Annotated in this window: 19 protein-coding genes; 5 read left to right on the top strand and 14 right to left on the bottom strand. The window is 40.7% G+C overall.

Annotated elements, in window-relative coordinates:
- The first annotated feature begins 178 nt into the window (after positions 1 to 178).
- A complete protein-coding gene (locus NMM19_RS04185) occupies positions 179 to 688 on the top strand; it encodes a helix-turn-helix domain-containing protein (protein WP_254730106.1) in 510 nt (169 codons plus the stop codon).
- A 222-nt stretch (positions 689 to 910) separates the two neighbouring features.
- Here NMM19_RS04185 and NMM19_RS04180 read toward each other — a convergent pair whose 3' ends face one another.
- Positions 911 to 1,450, bottom strand: a complete 540-nt coding sequence (locus tag NMM19_RS04180) for a DUF6609 family protein (RefSeq protein WP_254730104.1) — start codon at positions 1,448 to 1,450, stop codon at positions 911 to 913.
- Between the two features lie 543 nt (positions 1,451 to 1,993).
- On the opposite strand from NMM19_RS04180, the gene NMM19_RS04175 reads away from it, so the two are divergent.
- Both NMM19_RS04175 and NMM19_RS04170 read left to right on the top strand, forming a co-directional pair.
- Positions 1,994 to 2,836, top strand: a complete 843-nt coding sequence (locus tag NMM19_RS04175; protein WP_070888836.1) for an aldo/keto reductase — start codon at positions 1,994 to 1,996, stop codon at positions 2,834 to 2,836.
- A gap of 163 nt (positions 2,837 to 2,999) precedes the next feature.
- Positions 3,000 to 4,145: a low temperature requirement protein A gene (locus tag NMM19_RS04170; protein WP_254730101.1), complete on the top strand. Its 1,146-nt coding sequence runs from the start codon at positions 3,000 to 3,002 to the stop codon at positions 4,143 to 4,145.
- Positions 4,146 to 4,578: 433 nt separating this feature from the next.
- Here the strand turns inward: NMM19_RS04170 and NMM19_RS04165 are convergent, their stop codons facing one another.
- The 11 genes from NMM19_RS04165 to rpsL form a co-directional block, all read right to left on the bottom strand.
- Complete coding sequence (locus NMM19_RS04165; RefSeq protein WP_254730097.1) at positions 4,579 to 5,142, bottom strand: ABC transporter substrate-binding protein; 564 nt, start codon at positions 5,140 to 5,142, stop codon at positions 4,579 to 4,581.
- A gap of 186 nt (positions 5,143 to 5,328) precedes the next feature.
- On the bottom strand, positions 5,329 to 6,357 hold the full coding sequence (gene queA, locus NMM19_RS04160; RefSeq protein WP_254730152.1) for a tRNA preQ1(34) S-adenosylmethionine ribosyltransferase-isomerase QueA: 1,029 nt from the start codon (positions 6,355 to 6,357) through the stop codon (positions 5,329 to 5,331).
- A 37-nt stretch (positions 6,358 to 6,394) separates the two neighbouring features.
- Entirely contained in the window at positions 6,395 to 7,303 is a 909-nt protein-coding gene (locus tag NMM19_RS04155) for a LysR family transcriptional regulator (protein ID WP_254726727.1), read from the bottom strand.
- A gap of 141 nt (positions 7,304 to 7,444) precedes the next feature.
- A complete protein-coding gene (locus NMM19_RS04150) occupies positions 7,445 to 7,675 on the bottom strand; it encodes a GlsB/YeaQ/YmgE family stress response membrane protein (RefSeq protein ID WP_061863446.1) in 231 nt (76 codons plus the stop codon).
- Positions 7,676 to 7,684: 9 nt separating this feature from the next.
- Entirely contained in the window at positions 7,685 to 8,926 is a 1,242-nt protein-coding gene (locus NMM19_RS04145; protein WP_254730093.1) for an aminopeptidase, read from the bottom strand.
- 21 nt (positions 8,927 to 8,947) lie between these two features.
- On the bottom strand, positions 8,948 to 9,100 hold the full coding sequence (locus NMM19_RS04140; RefSeq protein WP_223140520.1) for a hypothetical protein: 153 nt from the start codon (positions 9,098 to 9,100) through the stop codon (positions 8,948 to 8,950).
- A 13-nt stretch (positions 9,101 to 9,113) separates the two neighbouring features.
- Entirely contained in the window at positions 9,114 to 9,791 is a 678-nt protein-coding gene (locus tag NMM19_RS04135; protein WP_254730090.1) for a hypothetical protein, read from the bottom strand.
- Between the two features lie 37 nt (positions 9,792 to 9,828).
- Positions 9,829 to 14,223: a PolC-type DNA polymerase III gene (locus tag NMM19_RS04130; protein WP_254730087.1), complete on the bottom strand. Its 4,395-nt coding sequence runs from the start codon at positions 14,221 to 14,223 to the stop codon at positions 9,829 to 9,831.
- Between the two features lie 113 nt (positions 14,224 to 14,336).
- Complete coding sequence (gene fusA, locus NMM19_RS04125; RefSeq protein WP_254730085.1) at positions 14,337 to 16,418, bottom strand: elongation factor G; 2,082 nt, start codon at positions 16,416 to 16,418, stop codon at positions 14,337 to 14,339.
- 273 nt (positions 16,419 to 16,691) lie between these two features.
- Positions 16,692 to 17,162 carry a 30S ribosomal protein S7 gene (gene rpsG, locus NMM19_RS04120; RefSeq protein ID WP_000087873.1) on the bottom strand — a complete coding sequence of 157 codons (471 nt, stop codon included), beginning with the start codon at positions 17,160 to 17,162 and terminating at the stop codon, positions 16,692 to 16,694.
- A 19-nt stretch (positions 17,163 to 17,181) separates the two neighbouring features.
- On the bottom strand, positions 17,182 to 17,598 hold the full coding sequence (gene rpsL, locus NMM19_RS04115; protein ID WP_001142333.1) for a 30S ribosomal protein S12: 417 nt from the start codon (positions 17,596 to 17,598) through the stop codon (positions 17,182 to 17,184).
- 342 nt (positions 17,599 to 17,940) lie between these two features.
- Between rpsL and NMM19_RS04110 the strand changes: the two genes are divergently transcribed.
- Together NMM19_RS04110 and NMM19_RS04105 are read left to right on the top strand one after the other, a co-directional pair.
- Positions 17,941 to 18,381, top strand: a complete 441-nt coding sequence (locus tag NMM19_RS04110; protein ID WP_214262691.1) for a LytTR family DNA-binding domain-containing protein — start codon at positions 17,941 to 17,943, stop codon at positions 18,379 to 18,381.
- Positions 18,378 to 18,836, top strand: coding sequence for a DUF3021 domain-containing protein (locus tag NMM19_RS04105; protein ID WP_254730083.1), 459 nt, complete (start codon positions 18,378 to 18,380; stop codon positions 18,834 to 18,836). Before NMM19_RS04110 ends, NMM19_RS04105 begins: the two co-directional genes overlap by 4 nt.
- A gap of 39 nt (positions 18,837 to 18,875) precedes the next feature.
- Here NMM19_RS04105 and mutS read toward each other — a convergent pair whose 3' ends face one another.
- Together mutS and argR are read right to left on the bottom strand one after the other, a co-directional pair.
- Entirely contained in the window at positions 18,876 to 21,407 is a 2,532-nt protein-coding gene (gene mutS, locus NMM19_RS04100; RefSeq protein ID WP_254730081.1) for a DNA mismatch repair protein MutS, read from the bottom strand.
- A gap of 46 nt (positions 21,408 to 21,453) precedes the next feature.
- Entirely contained in the window at positions 21,454 to 21,900 is a 447-nt protein-coding gene (gene argR / locus NMM19_RS04095) for an arginine repressor (protein WP_178894533.1), read from the bottom strand.
- Between the last annotated feature and the right edge of the window lie 82 nt (positions 21,901 to 21,982).

Genomic DNA, 21,982 nt, shown 5'->3' with positions numbered 1-21,982 from the left:
TCCTCAACTTCTTCCTCACTCACCAATCCTAAACTTACGAACTATTTTGTATTATTTATAACTTATTTATAAGTTATAAATATATTTTATAAAAAATATTTTAAATAGTCAACTAAAAACTTGATTTGTAAGTTTATAGATGATAGAATAAGTTTAAAATACAACATAGGAGTTTCTCATGACCTTTATTATTCAAAATTTTGGACCCAATTTGGCACGACTACGCATAGAAAAAGGAGTAAGTCAAACTCAACTTGCGGAAGATTTAGGAATCGGTAAACAGTCCATCTCTGATTATGAAAAACAAAAAAGCTATCCTACCTTTGCAAATTTAGATAAGATAGCAGAATATTTTAATGCAACTCCAACCCAACTATTTGGAACTAGTAAAGAGATTGAGTTAGAAAAGAGTGTTCTTGAATCGAATGAATACTCTGATAAAGTAAGTGAAATCTTAAAAGCTGTCAAATACATCGAGCATTTCCTACATACTGATGGACAGCACTTAGAAGATTTACTTTACCTAACAAGAGGCAACCAACTATACACAGAAGATGGAAAAGAGTTGTATATTGATCCAACTTCTCAGAAAAGAACATTTCATAACCAATATGAACCTGGTTTTATTGTAGCAAGAGAAAAATCTCCACTAGAACTCTTAATTGAAAATAAGGAGCTATTAGATTAAATAAAAAAAAGCGAGGATAACCTCGCTTTTCTATTGTATAATCTTATCTTCGAAAGCCGTTTTCCCGACGGCTTTTTTGTTAGACTAAATATGTCAGAAGGAGGGAGAAATATGATTTCACAAGCTAAGTATTTTGAGCAAAGAAAAAACAGTAAACCTTTTTCCGATTTACTGTTCCTCTGTTATTCTTATTAAGTTGCTAGTTCAACAAACAATTGGGATTTATTGCTTCGTTGCTTTAGAAAAAAATAACAAATAAACTCCAAATATAAATTTAATTATTGCATCAATATAGGCAAATAGTACCAAAGGGACAGCAGAAAAAATATACCCCATGATAATATTAATAGTGCACATAATTCCTAATAAAATCATTGATTTTCCATGTACAAAATAGAATGGGAAAAAATGCAATGCTGTGGCTAATAATGCCCCCAACCATATCAATCTCCAATTCTCCGTAGCAAAAAATGGACCGCCTAAAAAAAACATTAATATAAACAGTAATATTATTGAGTATTGAGAAACCTTATTTTGAAATTTAGTTGATGAACCAGTGGATAGTTTTTTTAGTAAGTTTTTATTCATATTAATCGAAAAAAAGAAAACTATATAACCTGTACTAAACACTTGCATATTTATAATTTGGTGTCCACCTATTAAGGTAGCAACTGCGATAACTATGGCAACCGCAATTAACCATAAACCGCAAGATTTTTTATAATTAAATTCTAACTTTTCATTTTTTTCATATCCTAACATTCGCCGAAAAACCTCTCTAAATTCTAATTTATTTGTCTATGTTGCTTAATATTATAGCATTTTTTAGGCATTTTTTCTATTGCCGGATTTCATACTCACTCGCTACTATTCCCCATTAGAATGTATTGGCATTTACTATAAAAGGGAACAGAGGTTCATACGAAGTCTTCTGGCAATATCCGTTAGTGATACTTTCTCAGTTAGAAGTTGAGCAACCTTTTGTCAGACAAGGTTAGAGATTAGGAAACCTTTATGAGTCATTCGTTATTTTTGCCCCACTTTTGCCCCATTTTTAAATCCTGACATTGAAAATACCTAAAAGTATTTCCTAAAATCAGCTATATTTCAATATTTTTGTTTATTTTCAATATGAAAAGTTCTTACAAATTCATTCTCTTCCCAAGTAATAATATCTCCAAAGGCTGTTACGAACATCGGAAAAAGAAGTAAGGAACTATTCATAATAATAGCCGTAGCAAATCTTTGCATTTTTGCCTTATCTTATTTAAGATAGTACTATTAAAAAAAGAAAAGGTGAAAATCATGGAAACATATACACTTGCAAATGGGGTTGCTATTCCTAAAATTGGTTTTGGAACTTGGCAAATTGCTGAAGGCGAAGAAGCCTATAACAGCGTTAGCTTCGCACTTAAGGCTGGTTACACACATATTGATACCGCACAAATTTACGGTAACGAGGTTTCTGTAGGTAAGGCGATTGCTGATAGTAATTTGGCACGTGAGGATATTTTCCTAACTACCAAACTTTGGAATGATAAGCACGATTACGAGTTGGCTAAGACTTCTATCGATGAGTCTCTCGAAAGACTCGGTGTGGATTATTTGGATCTTTTGCTTATCCATTGGCCAAATCCAAAGGCACTTCGTGAGAATGATGCTTGGAAGTCTGGTAATGCAGGCGCTTGGAAGGCAATGGAAGAAGCCTACAAAGAAGGTAAGGTGCGTGCTATCGGTGTGTCTAACTTTATGCAACATCACCTAGAAGCTCTTCTTGAAACGGCTGAAATTGTGCCACATGTCAATCAAATCCTCTTGGCTCCAGGTTGTGACCAAAAAGACTTAGTTGCCTATTGCCAAGAGCGCGATATCCTTCTTGAAGCCTATAGTCCACTAGGTACAGGTAGCATTTTTGGAAATGAAGATGTTGAAGCAGTGGCTGAACGTAACGGTAAATCTGTAGCACAAGTTGCTCTGCGTTGGAGCCTTCAAAAAGGTTTCTTGCCACTACCTAAGTCTGTGACACCTAAAAATATTGAAGCCAACTTGGATATCTTCGACTTCGACTTATCAGAGGAAGATATGGCAGTCTTGGATAAGATTCAAGGCATCAAAACTCAGAATGATCCTGACACAGTTAATTTTTAATAGGATTTTAAGCAACTCGTCAGGGTTGCTTTTTCAAGTAAATGACAAAAGAAGTCAAGGTTTTGACAATTCGCGCCACATGAAATTATTTAAGCATATCCTTTTCTTTCATTACCATTTTCTGTTATAATGTATTGTATTTCTAAAGTAGAAAGGTATTAATATGACAACTCTTATTAAACATAAACGTGTAGAATTTTCAGAACTTTTTTATGACTTAGTTTTTGTTTTTGCAATTTCAAAAGTAACTACTTTAATTGACCATCTTCATAACGGTATTTTGACTTGGAATTCTTTCCTTGATTTTCTCATTGCTACTTTGTTTCTCATCGATTCCTGGATGATTCAAACCGATTATACCAATCGCTATGGAAAGAACTCTTTATTTAACATAGTAATCATGTTTATCAAAATGGGAATTTTACTCTTTATAGCCAATATGATTGGACCTGATTGGCAACAATATTTTCATTATCTCTGTTGGGCTATTGGTACATTAACCCTTACCTTATTTTTTCAATATTTGGTTGAATTTTTTAGAAAATCAACCGATGATGCTAATCGGGAAAGTATCAAAGGTTTTCTATGGATAACAGGTCTAGGAAGTTTAGGAGTCTATCTAGCAGCTCTTCTTCCTATTTACCTTAGAGTCTATATCTTATTTGCTAGTATTCTGCTAACATTTATTATGCCAAGTATCTTGCTTAATAAAGATAAGCATTACCAGGTAAATCTCCCCCATTTAATCGAGCGCATCTCCCTTCTTGTCATTATTATGTTTGGAGAGATGATTACGGAGCTAGCTAACTTCTTTACAATCGAGAATTTCTCGATTTATTCGGTTCTTTATTTCATTATTATGATTTCTCTGTTCTTGTTTTATTTTGGTCAATTCGACCATGCTATTGATGAAAAATCTAATCAAAAGAGGCTATTTCTAATTTACAGTCACTATCCTATTTTCATTGGACTTATGATGATGACTGTATCGATGGGATTTCTTCAGAATCCTGAAGCTAATCGTCTCTTTGCAACCAGCTTCTCTTATATCGGATTTGGCCTCTTTCAAGCTGCTGTCCTAGTAAATGGGCCCCATAACAAACACTATCTTCGCTATTCGAAAAGTTACTACTGTGTCCAAGCTACACTCTATCTGGCTGCCTTGATTCTCTCTTTAATCTTTGCTTCTAATCCTATAATAGTAGTAAGTATTACAACCATTTTAGCTCTAGCTATAGCTATTCATTCTATTTATTTTTATATGACACAGACTAAAAAACATTCCAAATCTAACTGGGGGTTCTTTTAATGAGTTTATAGCATTAAAAAAGCCTTGGTTTTCCAAGGCTTTTTTTTCATTAATTTGTTTTTCCATTTTATCCTCCGATTTGAACTCGCACTGACATTTATTTATAACAACACTATATATCTAGTATGGCATAATCATTAGGTATTATAGATTTTCAAACCAAATGTGAGTCATTCGTTTTTGCCCCACTTTTGCCACGTTTTTAAAGCCTGACAGTGAAAACACCTAAAAGTATTTCCCTAAAATCAGCTATATTTCAACACTTTTGTTTATTTTCAATATGAAAAGTTCTTACAAATTCATGTAGGGGGCATCTAAATCAACAGGAAAAAGCCTTGATTTCAAGGCTTTTTTGATGTCAAAAAATCTTATTCAAACTTTTCACCATATAAAAAGTGAGCCATCGGTTTAGCCCACCTCTTCTTTTTCATGCTTAATTACGGTAAAATTGGTTATCTTTGTCGCTTACAGATTGACCGATAGACAAGACGTCTTGGCTACCGTCTGTACCTGTCACTTCATTTTGGACTCCAGCTGGGGTAAAGATCAGTCGTGCCCCTTGTCCACCACCGACAAGATGAATACCTGTTGAGTAGTAGCCATCTTTTTCCTCTACTTGACCCATCTCGTATTTAAAGGTTCCATTTGCACTTTGGATTGTCACAATTCCATCTGCTGTGACTGTTGCAGTTGTTCCCGCGTAGTTTTCCCAAGTTCCTACAAATTTAGCGTAAGCCTCTTGTGATTTTTTCTTATCTTCCTTTTGTTCTGCTTGAGTGGTTGTAGCTTCTGTCGCACTATTTGTTTCTGACTTCTGCTCCTCTTTTTGGCCTGCTTCAGTTTTACTTGCGGACTCTGTAGTCACCTTGCTTGTTGTCTCCTTTTGGTTTGAAGATGACGTATTCTTGTCGGTCTTTCCACCACAGGCAACCAAGGTCAAGGCAGTCAACAAGGTCAGGACTGATAGGCTCGTATAGCGCAATGTTTTGTTTTTCATAAAAATCTCCTTTGAAATAGACTCAGATAAAAGTAGCTCGTCAGATTTTGCATATATTTGACGGCTGTATCGTAGTCTTCAGTGTATCATTTATTTGCTTTTAATTCAATAGCTATCATATATCGAAAAAAGGCTAATTCAAGTAGGAATTAGCCCTTTTATTTCTAGTTTTGATTTTCTCGTTTTTTAGTAGATAAACATGGCATCGCCAAAGCTAAAGAAACGGTATCTTTGGTCGATAGCATGCTGGTAGGCTTCGAGGACCAATTCACGGCCTGCAAAGGCAGAAACTAGCATAACCAAAGTAGACTTCGGTAAATGGAAATTCGTAGAAAAAGCATCCACCACCTTCCAGTCATAGCCTGGTTTGATAAAGATATTGGTCCAGCCAGAGTCGGCCTGGATTTGCCCATCAAACTTGCTTCCGATAGTCTCTAGCGTACGGATAGAAGTTGTTCCCACAGCAATCACGCGACCACCATTTTCCTTGACCTGACGCAAGGTCGAAGCGGCTTCCTCAGATAATTGGTAAAACTCTGAGTGCATTTCGTGTTCATCTAGATTGTCGACTGAAACAGGTCTAAAGGTACCAAGACCAACGTGCAAGGTCAAGTAGACTAGGTGAACTCCTTTTTGTTGGATCTCTTCTAGTAATTCTTTGGTAAAATGCAGACCCGCAGTTGGGGCAGCAGCTGAGCCACTCTCCTTGGCATAGACGGTCTGGTACCGTTCACGGTCATCCAACTTTTCGTGGATATAAGGAGGCAAAGGCATTTCTCCCAGACTTTCAAGCACTTCTAGGAAAATTCCCTCATACTCAAAACGAACAATACGACCGCCATGGGTTAATTCCTCGGTCACAACTGCGCTAAGTCGACCATCACCAAAGATAACACGGGTGCCGACCTTGAGACGTTTGGCAGGTTTTGCCAAGACTTCCCATTCGTCTCCTGCTGTATTTTTCAAGAGCAAGAGTTCAACGTGTCCCCCTGTTTCTTCTTTTTGACCATGAAGTCGAGCTGGCAAGACACGGGTATCATTCATAACTAGGGCATCACCTGGCTCTAGCATTTCGATAATGGAGTGAAAGTGGCGATCTTGAAATTCTCCAGTCTGGCGATTGACTATCAAGAGTTTAGAGGCATCGCGCTTTTCCAAAGGAGTCTGAGCAATCAATTCCTCTGGTAAGTGAAAATCAAAATCATTGGTATTCATTGGTGTCATTTTCCCTTTTCTTTTCTAATAGAATTCATTAGCTGTCAAAGCGAACTTCTTCAAGTAGGTATTCAATGAAGCGTTCACCCATCTTGGACAAGCTAGTTTTCTCATGCTGAATATAAACTAATTCAATCGGATCATCAATATCAAGTGGAATAGAAACGATATTGTCCCCATTAAGGTTACTATTGAGGATACCAGTCGCGATGGTATAACCGTCCAAACCAATCAAGAGATTGAACAAGGTCGCACGGTCACTAACCACGATGGATTTCTTGTGGTGTTCCTGTGACAAAATCTCTTCTGAAAAGTAGAAGGAATTATGGGTCCCTTGGTCGTAGCTCAAATATGGGAAGTCTTCTAGATCTGCCAACTGCACCTTGTCTCTTTTAGCAAGAGGGTTGGACTTGCTGACAAAGATATGGGGCTGGGCTGTAAAGAGATGATGAGCAACTAGATGGTTGTCATCCAACATCTTCGAAAGAACATCTCGGTTATAGCTATTTAAAAAGAGGACTCCGACTTCACTGCGGAAGTTCTTGACGTCGTCGATGATTTCCCAGGTTCTGGTTTCACGCAAAAAAAGCTCATACTTTTCCATATCGCTTTTCTTAAGCAAGGAAACAAAGGCATTGACCACAAAAGCATAGTGTTGCGAAGACACACTAAAAAGCTCGCGATGAGCGATTGGGTTCTTATAGCGTTCTTCTAGAAGTTGCGTTTGCTCGACAACCTGACGGGCATAGGATAAAAACTCCATCCCATCACGCGTGAGGGTAATTCCCTTGGGGTTTCGGATAAAAATCTCAATTCCCATCTCATTTTCTAGGTCACGAACGGCATTTGATAGACTCGGTTGTGTAATGAATAGTTGCTTGGCCGCCTCATTCATGGAACCAGTCTCTACGATTTTGATAATATAGTGTAATTGTTGAATTCTCATGTTTTTATTGTACCATACTTGACGCAATATAAAAAGAACCAGTCACTGAAAGCCAAGCTAGTCGCATATCAGTCTTTTTGCAGTTCATAAAAAAGAGGTTGGAAGATTTCCAACCTCTTTATCTGTTCTAGCAAGTTAAAACTAGCTTCCTCTTTCCCAGAAGATGGCTAATAAAATCATGGCTCCTAAAACTGATGGGATAATGGCTGTACCGTTTAGGCTTGGACCCCATGCACCAAAGAGTAATTGTCCTAAAAAGGCACCAATCCATCCGAGAAACATTTTTCCGAAGCATCCCATCCGTTCTCCACGATTGGTGATAGCTCCTGCTAATAATCCGATCAAAAGACCGACAAACATACTTCCAATCATAGTTTCTCCTTAAATTGCCCAATCTCCATTGCGGAAGAGTGGTACGCGTGTTCCATCCTCACGGATACCATCGATATCCATTTGGTTAGAACCAATCATAAAGTCAACGTGAACGTCTGAACGGTTAAGTCCTGTAGCTTCCAGCTCTTCTTCGCTCATCTCTGCTCCACCAACAACGCTCGTTGCATAGGCTGCACCGATAGCCAAGTGGTTTGAAGCATTTTCATCGAAAAGAGTGTTAAAGAAAGTAATACCTGACTGTGAAATTGGGCTTGGATCTGGTACCAAGGCACATTCACCCAAGGCACGCGCACCAGCATTCTTAAAGACAAGGTCCTTCATAACCTGGTCACCCTTTTCAGCTGTAATATCTACAATTTGACCATTTTCAAAGGTCACCTTGATGCCTTCGATGATATTTCCATTGTAGCTAAGAGGTTTCGTAGATGTTACATAACCATCTGCACGACGGAAGTCAGGAGCTGTAAAGACTTCTTCTGTTGGCATATTTGGCAAGAATCCTTCACCTTGAGCATTGATAGCTCCAGCTGATTCCCAAACGTGGTTCTTAGGCAAGCCAAGTGTCAAATCAGTTCCAGGTGCTGTGTAGTGAAGGGCTGAGAATTGCTCTTTGTTGAGCATCTCTGCCTTGCTCTTGAGAATAGCTGCATGTTCTTCCCAAGCCTTAACTGGATCCTCTTCGTAGACACGGCAAGTTTTGAAGATTTGGTCCCAAAGGAGATCTACTGCTTCTTCGTCACTCGCAGCATTTGGAAAGACTTTCTTAGCCCACTCGAGTCCAGCTGCAGCTGCTACAGTCCAGCTAACCTTGTTAGATTGAGTTGCGATACGCATTGGTTTCATAGCAATTCCCATTGCTTTAGCAGAAGCTGAAAGCTTTTCAGCGTCCACTCCGTTCAAGGCACCTGGGTCAGAAGAACGGACACCGAGACGACTTGCTTTGTTTTCAAGAAGGTAGTTCATCTCAGCAATCTTGTATTCGGGAACATTGTCCAAACGTTCTAGTGGCGCGTGAAGGAATTTCTCACGATTTACAAAGTCATCTGCCCATTGGACGATTACTTCATGTGCTCCAAGGGCATAAGCTTCTTTGACGATTAAGTGAGCCAACTCACGTTGCTCCACATCGATTGAGAGAGCTAAAGTGTGACCCGGTTGCACGTTAACTCCGTTTGCAACCAAAAGCTTAGCGTATTTTTCTAGATTTTCTTTAAAATTTGGTAAAACCATTTGTGTTTCCCTTTTCTATTTTTATTTTTCTTTCAAAGCAGAAAATAATCCTGCTAAAGCAATAGCACCAGACAAGAGTGCTGTCGATAGAAGAATTGTCTGATCAGCAAGCTCTAACTGATATTCAAAAACCTTTTGAGCAGGTTTGTCTTCCGCAAAAATTCTGAGTTTCATCAAAAGTCCTTTCTTATTCTTCGTACTCTCCTAGATAGAGACGTCGAGCCTCTGGGCTGTTAGTGAGGATATCTACATAAGTTTCATAGTCATCAAGCAGGGGCTTTCCCAAAGAGATATCTTGTTCTGGATTTATATTTTTCCCATAAAGATAGCAAAGGTAGAGACGCTCATTGAGTGTTGGAAATACTTCAATGGACATGTGTTCAGCCTGACCTACTCGTTCCCAATCCTGTTCTTTGATATCTGGTATGATATAAGCTTGGAAGAGGCCCATAAGTGGATTATCCTCCGGTTGACCACTGTCCTTATCCGCTAGAACTAAAGAACAGCGTCGACCAAAACCAGCTACTTGGCGCTCTCGTCCCTTTACCGAAACAGTAATAGGATGCCCTCCAATATGGCTATAGATCCATTCTTTGGGTAGTCCATAATCTAACAGGGGCTCAAGATTTTTAACAATCGTTACAGAACTATAGCGTAGAAACTGACGAGTAACTGCTTTACAAAAGAGGATATCCTCCTCTTTCAAGGTCACTCCCTTCCAGTTATTTTCTTCGTTAAAATGGTTGAAAAATACCAGATAGGGATCACGCACCATTTGTGCTAATACGTAAACGCCATTTCGCAAGCGTATGGAAATAATTTCCCCTGGTTTCCAAGGTGTTGCTCTTTTTTTCTTTACCATCATTAACTAACCTCAAACCTACATAAGACATTTCAAGATCTTAAAACAAATCATCAAACAAACTCAACTGATTGTCCTCTGGCATATTGCCGAGAATGCCCATTTCATCCATCTTTTCAACCAAGGTTGATGAGAGTCCACCGCGTTTGCGTAGTTCAGTTTTAGAGAGGAATTCTCCTTCTTGACGAGCGCGCACCAATTGCTTGGCAACGTTCTCTCCTAGACCATCCATAGCGACAAACGGTGGGATGAGGGTGTCTCCGTCGATGATGAATTCGGTCGCATCACTACGATAGAGGTCTAACTTGCCAAATTTGAAACCTCGTTCCCACATTTCATTGACGATTTCAAGCGTTGTATAGAGGTCAATTTCTACGTTAGAAGCTTCATTGTTCTTGCGCTTCTCAGCAATTTCTTGCATCTTGCGTTTAATAGCATCCAAGCCTGCCCCCATGGTCTTGATATCAAAGGCCTTAGCACGGATGGAGAAGTAAGCACAATAATAATAAATCGGGTGGTGAACCTTGAAGTAAGCCACTCGAAGGGCCATCATAACGTAGGCTGCCGCATGGGCTTTAGGGAACATGTACTTGATTTTTCCACAAGATTCGATATACCACTCAGGCACATTATTGGCCTTCATGGCTTCGATATAACCATTGCGCTCTTCTTCTGAGATTTTAAGCCACAATCCCTTACGCACTCGCTCCATGATGGTAAAGGCCATCTTAGGATCTAAACCTGCGTGCATGAGGTAAACCATGATGTCATCCCGACATCCGATAACGGTTGATAGGTCCGCTATTCCAGCCTTAATCAAATCTTGGGCATTTCCCAACCAAACGTCGGTACCGTGAGACAGACCAGAAAGCTGAAGCAACTCCGCAAAGGTCGTCGGATGGGTTTCATCAACCATCCCTCGAACAAAGTTGGTTCCAAATTCTGGAATCCCCAGCATACCCGTCGGCGTCCCGATTTGTTCAGGAGTCACACCTAGCACATCCGTCCCAGAAAAGAGGGCCATCACGCCTTCATCATCCATAGGGATCTCATTAGGGTCAATCCCAGACAAGTCCTGCAATTTCCGAATCATGGTCGGATCATCATGACCCAGGACATCGAGTTTGAGGACGTTCTCATCGATATCGTGGAAGTTAAAGTGAGTGGTCTGCCATTCAGCAGTGACATCATCTGCAGGATACTGTACTGGAGTAAAGTCATAGACATCCATATAATTAGGGATAACCACGATTCCTCCTGGGTGCTGACCGGTCGTCCGTTTAACACCAGCAGCTCCTTGGGCTAGACGCTCAACTTCGGCTTCTCGGTAGAATTTGCCATAGTCACGCTCGTAACCCTTGACAAATCCATAGGCTGTTTTAGCAGCCACCGTACCAACCGTTCCTGCACGGAAGGCATATTCTTCCCCAAAGATATCACGAACATCCAAGTGGGCGCTCGGTTGGTCTTCACCTGAGAAGTTCAAATCGATATCAGGTACCTTATCCCCATCAAAACCAAGGAAGGTCTCGAAAGGAATATCCTGGCCATTCTTGCTGAGTTTGTGGCCACAGTTTGGACAGTCTTTATTGGGCATATCAAATCCTGAACCGTAGGAACCATCCGTGATAAACTCACTATACTGACACTGGCCACAGACATAGTGAGGCGAGAGCGGATTGACCTCGGTAATCCCAATCATGGTCGCAACGAAACTGGAACCAACAGACCCACGGGAACCAACCAAGTAGCCTCGTTCGTTTGAACGGTGCACTAGCATTTGTGAAGCCAGATAAATCACAGCAAATCCATTCCCCAGAATAGAGGTTAGTTCTTTTTCAATCCGCAAATCGACAATATCTGGCAGAGGATTTCCATAGATTTCAAAAGCTTTTTTATAGGTTAACTCGGCGACCGTTTCTTCAGCCTTGTCAATGAAAGGCGTGTATAAGTCGCCTTTAACGACCTCAACAGGCTCAAAGATTTCTGCCATGGCGTTGGTATTTTCAATGACAATCTTGCGAGCCAAGTCTTCCCCTAAAAAGGCAAATTCATCCAACATTTCATTAGTTGTTCTAAAGTGTGCCTTTGGTAGCGGAGCTGGTTGGGCAGCTTCTCCATGACCGATCGTTCGGTTAATCATAGCCCCCTGACCTAGACTGCGGACGATGATTTCTCGATAAATCTCATCCTCAGGTTCGATATAGTGGACGTTTCCTGTCGCAAGAACTGGCTTACCGAGACGCTCTCCGACCTCAATCAAGCTCTTGATGATGGTGTGGAGTTCCTCCATATCCTTAACCTGCTCTTTGGCAATCAAAGGTGCATAGATAGCCGGAGGCATCACCTCGATAAAGTCATAGTATTTAGCTACTTCAACTGCCGCATCTACTCCTTGTGACACGACTGCATCAAAGACTTCTCCTTCCGTACAAGCCGATCCCAAGATTAAACCTTCTCGATGGGCATCCAGAACCGTACGTGGAATTCGTGGAACTCCTTCAAAATACTGGGTGTTTGAGAGAGAAACCAGCTTAAAGATATTTTTTAAGCCCACCTGATTTTTCACATAGATGGTCGCATGCTTGACTCGAGCTTTTTTATACGAATCTGGGCTGATTAAATCAAGGTTTAATCGTGCCAAATCTGTCACACCATGTTTTTCTGCCACTTCCTTGATAAAGATAAAGAGCAGACGGCCAGTTGCTTCTGCATCGTAGTTGGCCATGTGGTGGTGTTCTAAAGCAACACCAAAACGTTTAGTCAAAGGTCCTAGACCATGACGTTTGTATTCGGGATAGAGATTTCTAGCGAATTCTAACGTATCAATGACAGGTTGTGTGATTTTTGGCAGTCCATGACGCTCGTAGTTGGCGTTCATAAAGCCAACGTCAAAGGTTGCATTGTGGGCTACAAGAACGGTATCCTTACAAAATTCTTGGAACTCTTTTAAAACTTGAACCAAGGGTTTGGCATTTTTTACATGGTCATCCGTAATTCCTGTTAATTCAGTTGTAAAAGCTGACAAAGGATGCCCTGGATTGATAAACTCATCAAATTCAGCGACGATATTGCCCTTATACATCTTGGAAGCTGCAACCTGAATCAAGTCATTATAGATTGCTGAAAGTCCTGTCGTTTCCACGTCAAAGACTACATAAGTAGCTTCAGAAAGGTCCATCTCTACTTCGTTATAGACGATAGGAACACGGTCTTCAACGATATTGGCTTCCATCCCATAGATTAGCTGGATGCCAGCTTTCTTAGCTGCCTTATAGCCATGAGGGAAGGATTGAACATTCCCGTGGTCTGTGATTGCTACTGCCTTGTGTCCCCATTTGGCTGCTTTCGCAACGAGTTCCTCAACTTCAGGTAGAGCATCCATAGTCGACATATTGGTATGTGCATGGAACTCAACCCGACGTTCTCCCTCTGGCATCAGATCCTTACGCTCATAGTGGACAACTTCCTGCACATCTTGCACATTCATGGTCAAGTCTCGCGTGAAATTATTCATTTCAACATTCCCACGAACACGAAGCCAAGAGTTTTTCTTGATCATGTCAAACTTCTGAGCTTCTTCTTCATTTTTGACCCATTTTTGCATAGAGAAACTAGAAGTATAGTCGGTCATCTTGAAGTTAATCAAAACACGACCTGTTCTAGTCACCTTCTGCTCAACATCAAAAACAACTCCTTCAAATACCAAACGGTTCTCCTCAGTATTGACCTCAATCATTGGAGTAATTTCTGCCTTGTCTAGTTTTGGCTTGGCAGCTGCCTTCTTAGCTTGAAAATCAAAGACAGGCTTGTCCTCTACTGGAGGTGGTGGCGCCATCTGTTCCAACTGTTCCATAGTCCGAAGAGTTTCTTCATTGGCAGCCTGAACAATCATTTGATTTTCCGAATGGAAAGCTTCTTGCTCTTCCTTGGTCAAATCTTCATTTTTCTCTAAAACACAAGTGAATTTAGGAAAGCCAAAGAGTTCCAGCTGTTTACTGAGATTTGGCAGGTGGTTTTTTCTAAAATGTTCTGTATCTGCTGCTTCAGAAGCTTCAATAATCAACTGATCATTTTCAACACGAACCTGACAGTTTTGATACATGGAACGAAAACCCTGGCTAGAACAAGGCCCATCTGAAAAAGCCTCTTGATAGTAGGCTTGTAAAAGCTCTCTTGAAAAATCTTGATTTTTCGTTTTAATCTCGAAAGTCGCTTGATTTCCTGTTTTTGAAAATTCTTCTTTCAATCCCTTCTTCAATGCTAAAAAGAGTTCAAAGGGGAGGATATCCTCAAAAGCAAAACAAAACTCCCAAATATTACTTTGCTTGTGTACAATAACTTGTTCAATTTCAGCCTGAGAGAAGGCCTCATGATTTCTTATGTCAGCGGGAATTCCCAACTGGTTCATTAAAATTTCAAAAGTGGTTGACATCCATTTTCCTCACAATATACTCCTTCTATTTTACCATATTTGAAGCCATTTTAGCTATTTCTACCAAACAGAAAAAGAAGCCACAAAGTGACTTCTTTTAAAGTGACGGTGAATTATTCTTCACCTTTGTTTTTCTTAATGATTTCTTCTTGTACTGACTTAGGTACATCTTCGTAGTGGTCGAATACCATCATGAATGTACCACGTCCTTGTGATGCAGAACGAAGAACTGTTGCGTAACCGAACATTTCAGCAAGTGGAACGTAAGCACGAACGATTTGGCTGTTACCGTGTGCTTCCATACCATCTACACGTCCACGACGAGCAGTTACGTGACCCATAACATCACCAAGGTTTTCTTCTGGAACAGTGATTGTTACAAGCATCATTGGTTCAAGGATAGCTGGTTGTGCAGTCTTAGCAGCTTCTTTAAGTGCAAGAGATGCAGCGATCTTGAAGGCAGTTTCAGATGAGTCGACATCGTGGTATGAACCATCGTAAAGCTTAGCTTTAACGTCAACCATTGGGTAACCAGCAAGAACACCGTTAGCCATAGATTCTACCAAACCTTTTTCAACCGCTGGGATAAATTCACGAGGAACCACACCACCGACGATTGCGTTTTCGAATTCGAATCCTTTACCTTCTTCGTTTGGAGTAAATTCAATCCATACATCACCGAATTGACCTTTACCACCAGACTGACGTTTGAAGAATCCACGTGCTTGAGTAGGAGCGCGGAATGTTTCACGGTAAGATACTTGAGGAGCACCTACGTTCGCTTCAACTTTGAACTCACGACGCATACGGTCAACAAGGACGTCAAGGTGAAGCTCACCCATACCAGAGATAACTGTTTCACCAGTTTCAACGTTTGTTTCAACGCGGAATGTTGGATCTTCTTCAGCCAATTTTTGAAGGGCGATACCCATCTTGTCTTGGTCTGCTTTAGATTTTGGCTCAACCATCAATTGGATAACTGGTTCTGGAACGTTGATTGACTCAAGGATGATTTTAGCTTTTTCATCTGTCAATGAGTCACCAGTTGTAGTATCTTTCAAACCAACGGCAGCAGCGATATCACCTGAGTAAACAGTATCGATTTCTTGACGGCTGTTAGCGTGCATTTGAAGGATACGTCCGATACGTTCACGTTTACCTTTAGAAGTGTTCAATACATAAGAACCTGATTGAAGAACACCTGAGTAAACACGGAAGAATGTCAAACGACCTACGAATGGGTCAGTCATGATCTTGAAGGCAAGAGCAGCGAATGGTTCTTCGTCAGATGCTGGACGAGTTTCTTCTTCATCTGTGTCTGGGTTGATACCTTTGATTGCTGGGATATCAAGTGGGCTTGGAAGGTAGTCGATAACCGCATCAAGCATCAATTGAACACCTTTGTTCTTGAAGGCAGAACCACACAATACTGGGAAGAATTCAACGTTGATAGTTGCTTTACGGATAGCAGCTTTCAATTCTTCGTTAGTGATTTCTTCACCTTCAAGGTATTTCATCATCAATTCTTCATCAGTTTCAGCAACTGCTTCAACCAATTTTTCACGGTATTCTTGGGCTTGGTCAAGGTATTCAGCTGGAATGTCTTCTTCAAGGATATCTGTACCAAGGTCGTTAGTATAGATTTCAGCCTTCATCTTGATCAAGTCGATGATTCCACGGAAGTCATCTTCAGCACCGATTGGCAATTGAATTGGGTGTGCGTTCGCTTGAAGACGATCGTGAAGTGTGCTTACTGAGTAAAGGAAGTCAGCACCGATTTTGTCCATTTTGTTGGCAAATACGATACGTGGAACTCCGTACTCAGTTGCTTGACGCCAAACTGTTTCAGTTTGAGGCTCAACACCTGATTGTGAGTCAAGAACTGTAACCGCACCGTCCAATACACGAAGAGAACGTTGTACTTCGATTGTGAAGTCCACGTGTCCTGGTGTGTCGATAATGTTTACGCGGTGGTTGTTCCATTGAGCTGTTGTCGCAGCAGATGTGATAGTGATACCACGTTCTTGCTCTTGCTCCATCCAGTCCATTTGTGACGCACCTTCGTGAGTTTCACCGATTTTGTGGATTTTACCAGTGTAGTAAAGAATACGCTCAGTTGTAGTTGTTTTACCGGCATCGACGTGAGCCATGATACCGATATTACGAGTTTTTTCAAGTGAAAATTCGCGTGCCATGAGGTTTGTTTCTCCTATATTTTTTATTTCTATTCTATTATAACACGATTTCAATAAAAACGGATAGGCAGGACCCACCCGTTCTCAGTGTTTATCTTGTTTAGTTGGTTTCAACTTGTGAGATGGGAAGTTGAATTGTAGCTAAGAGCTGACCGAGCTAAATTGAACCCGGGCTAAAAGCTCGGAAAATAGATACGCTTTCCTAGAATCGTTGATTCTTCGTCAAGCTTCCTAATTTTCAGTCGCTTTTTTAACGCCCTTAGTATCTTAATCTTACCAACGGAAGTGTGCGAAGGCACGGTTAGCTTCAGCCATACGGTGAGTGTCTTCACGTTTCTTAACTGCTGCACCAGTGTTGTTAGCAGCATCCAAGATTTCTTTTGCAAGACGGTCTTGCATTGTGTGTTCACCACGAAGGCGAGCGATTGTTACCAACCAACGAAGTCCAAGTGTTGTACGACGTTCTGGACGAACTTCAACTGGGACTTGGTAGTTAGATCCACCAACACGACGTGCACGTACTTCAAGTACAGGCATGATGTTTTCCATAGCTGTTTCAAATACTTCAAGTGCATCGTTGCCAGTAGCTTCTTTGATTTGCTCAAAAGCACCGTAAACGATTGAAGCAGCTGTACCACGTTTACCATCAAGCATAACGCGGTTGATAAGACGAGTAACTAGTTGTGAATTGTAAAGCGGATCTGGCAATACGTCACGTTTTGGAGCTCTATTTTTACGACTCATTTCTCTTTATCCCCTTTCCTTATGCTTTTTTCGGACGTTTAGTACCGTATTTAGAACGGCCTTGTTTACGATCGTTAACACCTGCAGTATCAAGTGCACCACGGACGATATGGTAACGTACCCCTGGAAGGTCTTTTACACGTCCACCACGAAGAAGCACCACGCTGTGCTCTTGCAAGTTGTGTCCGATACCTGGGATGTAGGCAGTAACTTCGATAAGGTTGCTCAAACGTACACGAGCAAATTTACGAAGGGCAGAGTTAGGTTTTTTAGGTGTCATAGTTCCAACACGAGTTGCTACACCACGTTTTTGTGGTGAAGAAACGTTTGTTTGAACTTTTTTATGACTGTTGTAACCAACGTTCAAAGCTGGTGATTTAGATTTTTCTACTTTTGATTTACGCGGTTTGCGAACCAATTGGTTAATTGTAGGCATCTACATTCTCCTGTGTTTTTTTATTTTTGGTGATGATACACTTGGTGACAGCTATCATCTGTGTGTACTTTTGCAACATTTGTCAGCACGTCCCTGTACACTCTTGAGAGACCAAAAGTAAAAAGTACCGTCTAACATTGTACCACTTTTTTTCTATTTTTGTCAATATATTTCTTCTTATTTTTTGACTTCTTTACTCTAAAATCTCTTTGAAAACGGTCACCTACCAGATAGACTCTTCAACCGACCACATAGACAAAGCTTCTTGTAATTGTCAAAAAAATGGTGTTTAATAGACTTGTAAGTAAGAGATCTCTATTACAACTAGATAAAGGAGAAATTATGAAAGTCAAACTCGACATTGATCAGCAATATGCAGAAGAACAAATTATCATAGAAGCACCAACTTTATCCCCTAGAGTTCAAAAAGTTCAAGACTTTGTTCAATCGCTGGATCAAAAAGAAACTCTTAAAGGAAAATTTCAAGATCAGGTTTTTCTTATCGAAATTCAAAAGATTCAACGGATTTACATTGAAAACCGTAAAGTGCTGGCTGAAACGGACAGTCGAATCTATGCTCTCGACATTCGTCTCTACCAAGCAGTTGAAATCTTACCTGCTTCCTTTATCCAAATTTCCCAATCTGAAATTGTCAACATAGATGCTATCAGTCATCTTAAACTAACCTCTAACGGCTTGATTGAAATTTATCTTAAAAACGAAAGTTTTACCTACTCATCTCGCCGTTACCTCAAAGCTATTAAGGAGAAATTAGAACTATGAAAAAACAAGTATTTCACGATGCCACAACTGGTATCCTCATCGGCCTCATCCTATCTATTATCTTTTCGTTTATCCACTCACCAAGTAACTACGCACCTCTCAGCCCCAACTCTTTGATTGGTCAATTCATGACCCAACATCAGGTGCATGGATCACTCGTCCTGCTTTACTGTCTGCTTATCTGGGCAGCGATTGGAGTCCTCTTTAGTTTTGGCGGTCGTCTCTTTGCTCAAGACTGGAGTCTCCTTCGAGCTACTGTCACTCACTTCTTCCTTATGTTGCTAGGTTTTGTCCCTCTAGCAATCCTAGCCGGTTGGTTCCCGCTTCACTGGACTTTCATTCTTCAACTCATCCCAGAGTTTGCAATCGTCTACCTCATCATCTGGGTTATTCTCTACAAGAGAGAATCCAAAAAGGTTGCACACATCAATCAACTATTGGCTCATAAAAAATAATACCTAAAAACCCACTCACAAAACGGAGTGGGTTTTTGCTTATAATTTTTGCTTCAGCTCTAACAAGAGATTCATGGCTTGCATAGGTGTTATATTGTAAACATCTATATTTGCCAACTCTGTCAGGATTGGATTTTCTTCTTTTTCATCAAAAAGCGACATCTGCTCATTGACAGTATTTTGATTGGTAGGAATTGGACTTTCCTGACCCTGGCTTTCTAGTTGAGTTAAAATCGCATCCGCTCTTTTTAGCAAGTCTGCTGGCAAACCTGCAATCTTGGCAACGTGAATACCGTACGATTTGTCTGCTGGGCCTGGTTCAATCTTATGAAGGAAAGTGACCTGACCATTTTGCTCAAGCGTAGCCACGTGAACATTCACTAGATGTTCAAGACTAGCTTCCAGACTGGTTAATTCATGGTAGTGAGTCGCAAAAAGAGTCTTGGATCCAATATGCTCGTGGATGTACTCGATGATAGACTGGGCTAAAGCCATTCCATCATAAGTTGCGGTTCCACGACCAAGCTCATCAAAGAGAATCAATGAATCCTTTGTCGCATGACTAATAGCATTGTTAGCTTCCATCATCTCTACCATAAAGGTAGATTGACCTGAAACCAAGTCATCTGCCGCCCCGATACGGGTAAAAATTGCATCAAAGATTGGCAAATGAGCACTTTCTGCAGGGACATAAGAGCCCATCTGTGCCATAACTGCAGTTATAGCCAACTGGCGCATATAAGTTGACTTCCCGCTCATGTTCGGACCTGTAATTAGTTGAATGCTAGTATCTTCATCCATCTGGATACTATTGGGAATATAGGTCTGAGCTCCCATGACCTTTTCAACGACGGCATGACGACCATTCTGGATATCAATCCGCGACTCTTGCCCAAACTCTGGTCGAATCAGGTGTTGTTTTTCCGCAACTACTGCCAAGCCTTGCAAGACATCGACAGTTGCAATTCCTTGGGCCAAGGCTTGCAGGCGTTGGATATACTTGCCAACCTCCTCACGAATACGCATAAAGATTTCGTACTCTAGGTTTGCTGATTTCTCACGCGCCTCTAACATTTCTCCCTCGATACGCGCTAACTCCTCTGTCCCAAAACGCTCAGAGTTTTTCAGCGTGGCCTTACGGAAGAAGTGGGCTGGTACGTTACCGAGCTGCGAGTTGGTCACATGGAAATAGTAGCCGTCTTTTTTATTGTAATCAATCTTGAGCGTATGGATGCCAGAGTTTTCTCTTTCCTTAGCTTCAATCTCAGCAATCCAACTAGTCCCCTCTCTGAGAACACGACGGTATTTGTCCAAGGTCTCGTCAAAGCCAGTCCGAATAATGCCACCCTCTGTAATCACGTGAGGAGCTTCCGGAGCAATAGCTGCACTAATGAGATTTTCCAACTCAGGAATAGCATCTAGTTGTTCAATCAGATAAGCTAGAGCTGGTTGCTCCATTCCCTCTAAAATGGCGCGAATCCTTGGAACACTTCCCAAGGTAGTCGCTAGTTGCAAGAGGTCTTTAGGATTGCTTTTCCCAAAAGAAACACGACTAGCCAGACGTTCGATATCGTAAACTCCCTTGAGGCTTTCCGTTAGATCGCTACGCTCAAAGAAATAGTCCAGAAAGACTTGCACAACTTCCTGACGTTCTAAGATACGGTCCTTATCAATCAAAGGGCGTTGAATCCAAGAACGCAAGAGTCGCATACCCATAGCAGTCTTGGTTTCATCTAGTAGCCAGAAAAGACTGCCTTGTTTCTTACCTGAGCGAGCATTTTCAACCAAATCCAAACTGGCCTTGGTTGCATAATCCATCTGCATAAAATCTTTGATTTCATAGCGAATAACTGGTTTTAAGTGATTCAACTCTCTCATCTGCGTTCGATGAACATACTGAAGAAGTTTTCCACTGGCTGCTCCTTCAACAGTTGTCAATCTTGAATCCAACAGGTGAACGTCTTCATATATTTCCTGTTCGTAGGAAAGGACTAGATTCATTTGACGACTGAGAATCTGCTCCTCTACTTCAGGCAAGTCATAACCAATCACCACTTCTCTAGCCTTGAGGTTACGGATTTCACCACAGACTAGAGAAAAATCTGATAGCCCCGTTACATAAAAATCACCTGTTACTAGGTCCATGTAGGCTAAACCATATTGAGACCCATCACGATCAATAGCTACCAAAAAGTTGTTTTGACTATCTGGCTTGCTACTATCAACGACCGTACCTGGTGTAATAACCTGGACAACTTCACGCTTGACCACACCGACAGCTTGTTTAGGATCTTCCATCTGTTCAGCTATAGCAACCTTGTAGCCACGCTCCACTAGAACATCGATATATTGTTGGGCAGAGTGGTAAGGAACACCAGCCATGGGAATAGGATTTTCAGCATTTTTATTACGACTGGTCAATGAGATTTCTAGTATCTGGGCAGCATTGACTGCATCCTCATAAAATAACTCATAAAAATCACCCATACGAAAAAGCAAAAAAGCATCTGGATATTGCTTTTTGATATCCACATACTGTTGCATACCAGGTGATAATTTTTCAGTAGCCATTCATTCTCTCCTTGTAAAAACAGTCCTGAGAGAAGCTCTCAAGACCTTATCTATCTTCCATTAGCTCTAGTAGGCGTTCTTCCATAACTTTAGCTGCATGTTGATCTTTACAGATAACCAACAAGGTATTCGCTCCTGCAACCGTTCCTAAAATCCATTCATCTTTATTTGAATCTACTACATTAGCTAAGACAGATGCTTCTCCAAGTTTTGTATGGAGCACCAAGGTGAATTCAGCTCTTGCAACACCTTCTAAGTGATGTGACAGAAATTCGACCAAATCAATCTTCTCTGTCTCATTTGCTAATACATAATAGACAACATCGTTTTTCTTAACTTTAGTTAAGCCAAGCTCTCGCAAATCACGAGATAAGGTCGTCTGTGTCACAAAGACATTACAAGCTTCCAATCGATCCTGAATTTCTTTTTGAGTGCCTAATTTTTCTTCTGTAATCATTCGCTTAATAAGCTGATGACGTTCTCTTTTTCTCATATGTTCCTCTCGAGTGCATATTTATAACATTTTACATTTTTTTAGTAAGAACATTATATCAAAAAAACTGGATATTTCAAAA

It is taken from the genome of Streptococcus sp. CF8_St5-17 (assembly GCF_024295665.1).
Classification (GTDB): domain Bacteria; phylum Bacillota; class Bacilli; order Lactobacillales; family Streptococcaceae; genus Streptococcus.
The sequence above is the reverse complement of the archived record's forward strand: the minus strand, read 5'-3'. Positions and strand labels throughout refer to the sequence as shown.

What these genes read in the sequence shown, in the direction of transcription:
- NMM19_RS04185 (WP_254730106.1), top strand. Translation starts at nt 179, where the DNA reads ATGACCTTTATTATTCAAAATTTTGGACCCAATTTGGCACGACTACGC.
- NMM19_RS04180 (WP_254730104.1), bottom strand. Translation starts at nt 1,450, where the DNA reads ATGTTAGGATATGAAAAAAATGAAAAGTTAGAATTTAATTATAAAAAA.
- NMM19_RS04175 (WP_070888836.1), top strand. Translation starts at nt 1,994, where the DNA reads ATGGAAACATATACACTTGCAAATGGGGTTGCTATTCCTAAAATTGGT.
- NMM19_RS04170 (WP_254730101.1), top strand. Translation starts at nt 3,000, where the DNA reads ATGACAACTCTTATTAAACATAAACGTGTAGAATTTTCAGAACTTTTT.
- NMM19_RS04165 (WP_254730097.1), bottom strand. Translation starts at nt 5,142, where the DNA reads ATGAAAAACAAAACATTGCGCTATACGAGCCTATCAGTCCTGACCTTG.
- queA (WP_254730152.1), bottom strand. Translation starts at nt 6,357, where the DNA reads ATGAATACCAATGATTTTGATTTTCACTTACCAGAGGAATTGATTGCT.
- NMM19_RS04155 (WP_254726727.1), bottom strand. Translation starts at nt 7,303, where the DNA reads ATGAGAATTCAACAATTACACTATATTATCAAAATCGTAGAGACTGGT.
- NMM19_RS04150 (WP_061863446.1), bottom strand. Translation starts at nt 7,675, where the DNA reads ATGATTGGAAGTATGTTTGTCGGTCTTTTGATCGGATTATTAGCAGGA.
- NMM19_RS04145 (WP_254730093.1), bottom strand. Translation starts at nt 8,926, where the DNA reads ATGGTTTTACCAAATTTTAAAGAAAATCTAGAAAAATACGCTAAGCTT.
- NMM19_RS04140 (WP_223140520.1), bottom strand. Translation starts at nt 9,100, where the DNA reads ATGAAACTCAGAATTTTTGCGGAAGACAAACCTGCTCAAAAGGTTTTT.
- NMM19_RS04135 (WP_254730090.1), bottom strand. Translation starts at nt 9,791, where the DNA reads ATGATGGTAAAGAAAAAAAGAGCAACACCTTGGAAACCAGGGGAAATT.
- NMM19_RS04130 (WP_254730087.1), bottom strand. Translation starts at nt 14,223, where the DNA reads ATGTCAACCACTTTTGAAATTTTAATGAACCAGTTGGGAATTCCCGCT.
- fusA (WP_254730085.1), bottom strand. Translation starts at nt 16,418, where the DNA reads ATGGCACGCGAATTTTCACTTGAAAAAACTCGTAATATCGGTATCATG.
- rpsG (WP_000087873.1), bottom strand. Translation starts at nt 17,162, where the DNA reads ATGAGTCGTAAAAATAGAGCTCCAAAACGTGACGTATTGCCAGATCCG.
- rpsL (WP_001142333.1), bottom strand. Translation starts at nt 17,598, where the DNA reads ATGCCTACAATTAACCAATTGGTTCGCAAACCGCGTAAATCAAAAGTA.
- NMM19_RS04110 (WP_214262691.1), top strand. Translation starts at nt 17,941, where the DNA reads ATGAAAGTCAAACTCGACATTGATCAGCAATATGCAGAAGAACAAATT.
- NMM19_RS04105 (WP_254730083.1), top strand. Translation starts at nt 18,378, where the DNA reads ATGAAAAAACAAGTATTTCACGATGCCACAACTGGTATCCTCATCGGC.
- mutS (WP_254730081.1), bottom strand. Translation starts at nt 21,407, where the DNA reads ATGGCTACTGAAAAATTATCACCTGGTATGCAACAGTATGTGGATATC.
- argR (WP_178894533.1), bottom strand. Translation starts at nt 21,900, where the DNA reads ATGAGAAAAAGAGAACGTCATCAGCTTATTAAGCGAATGATTACAGAA.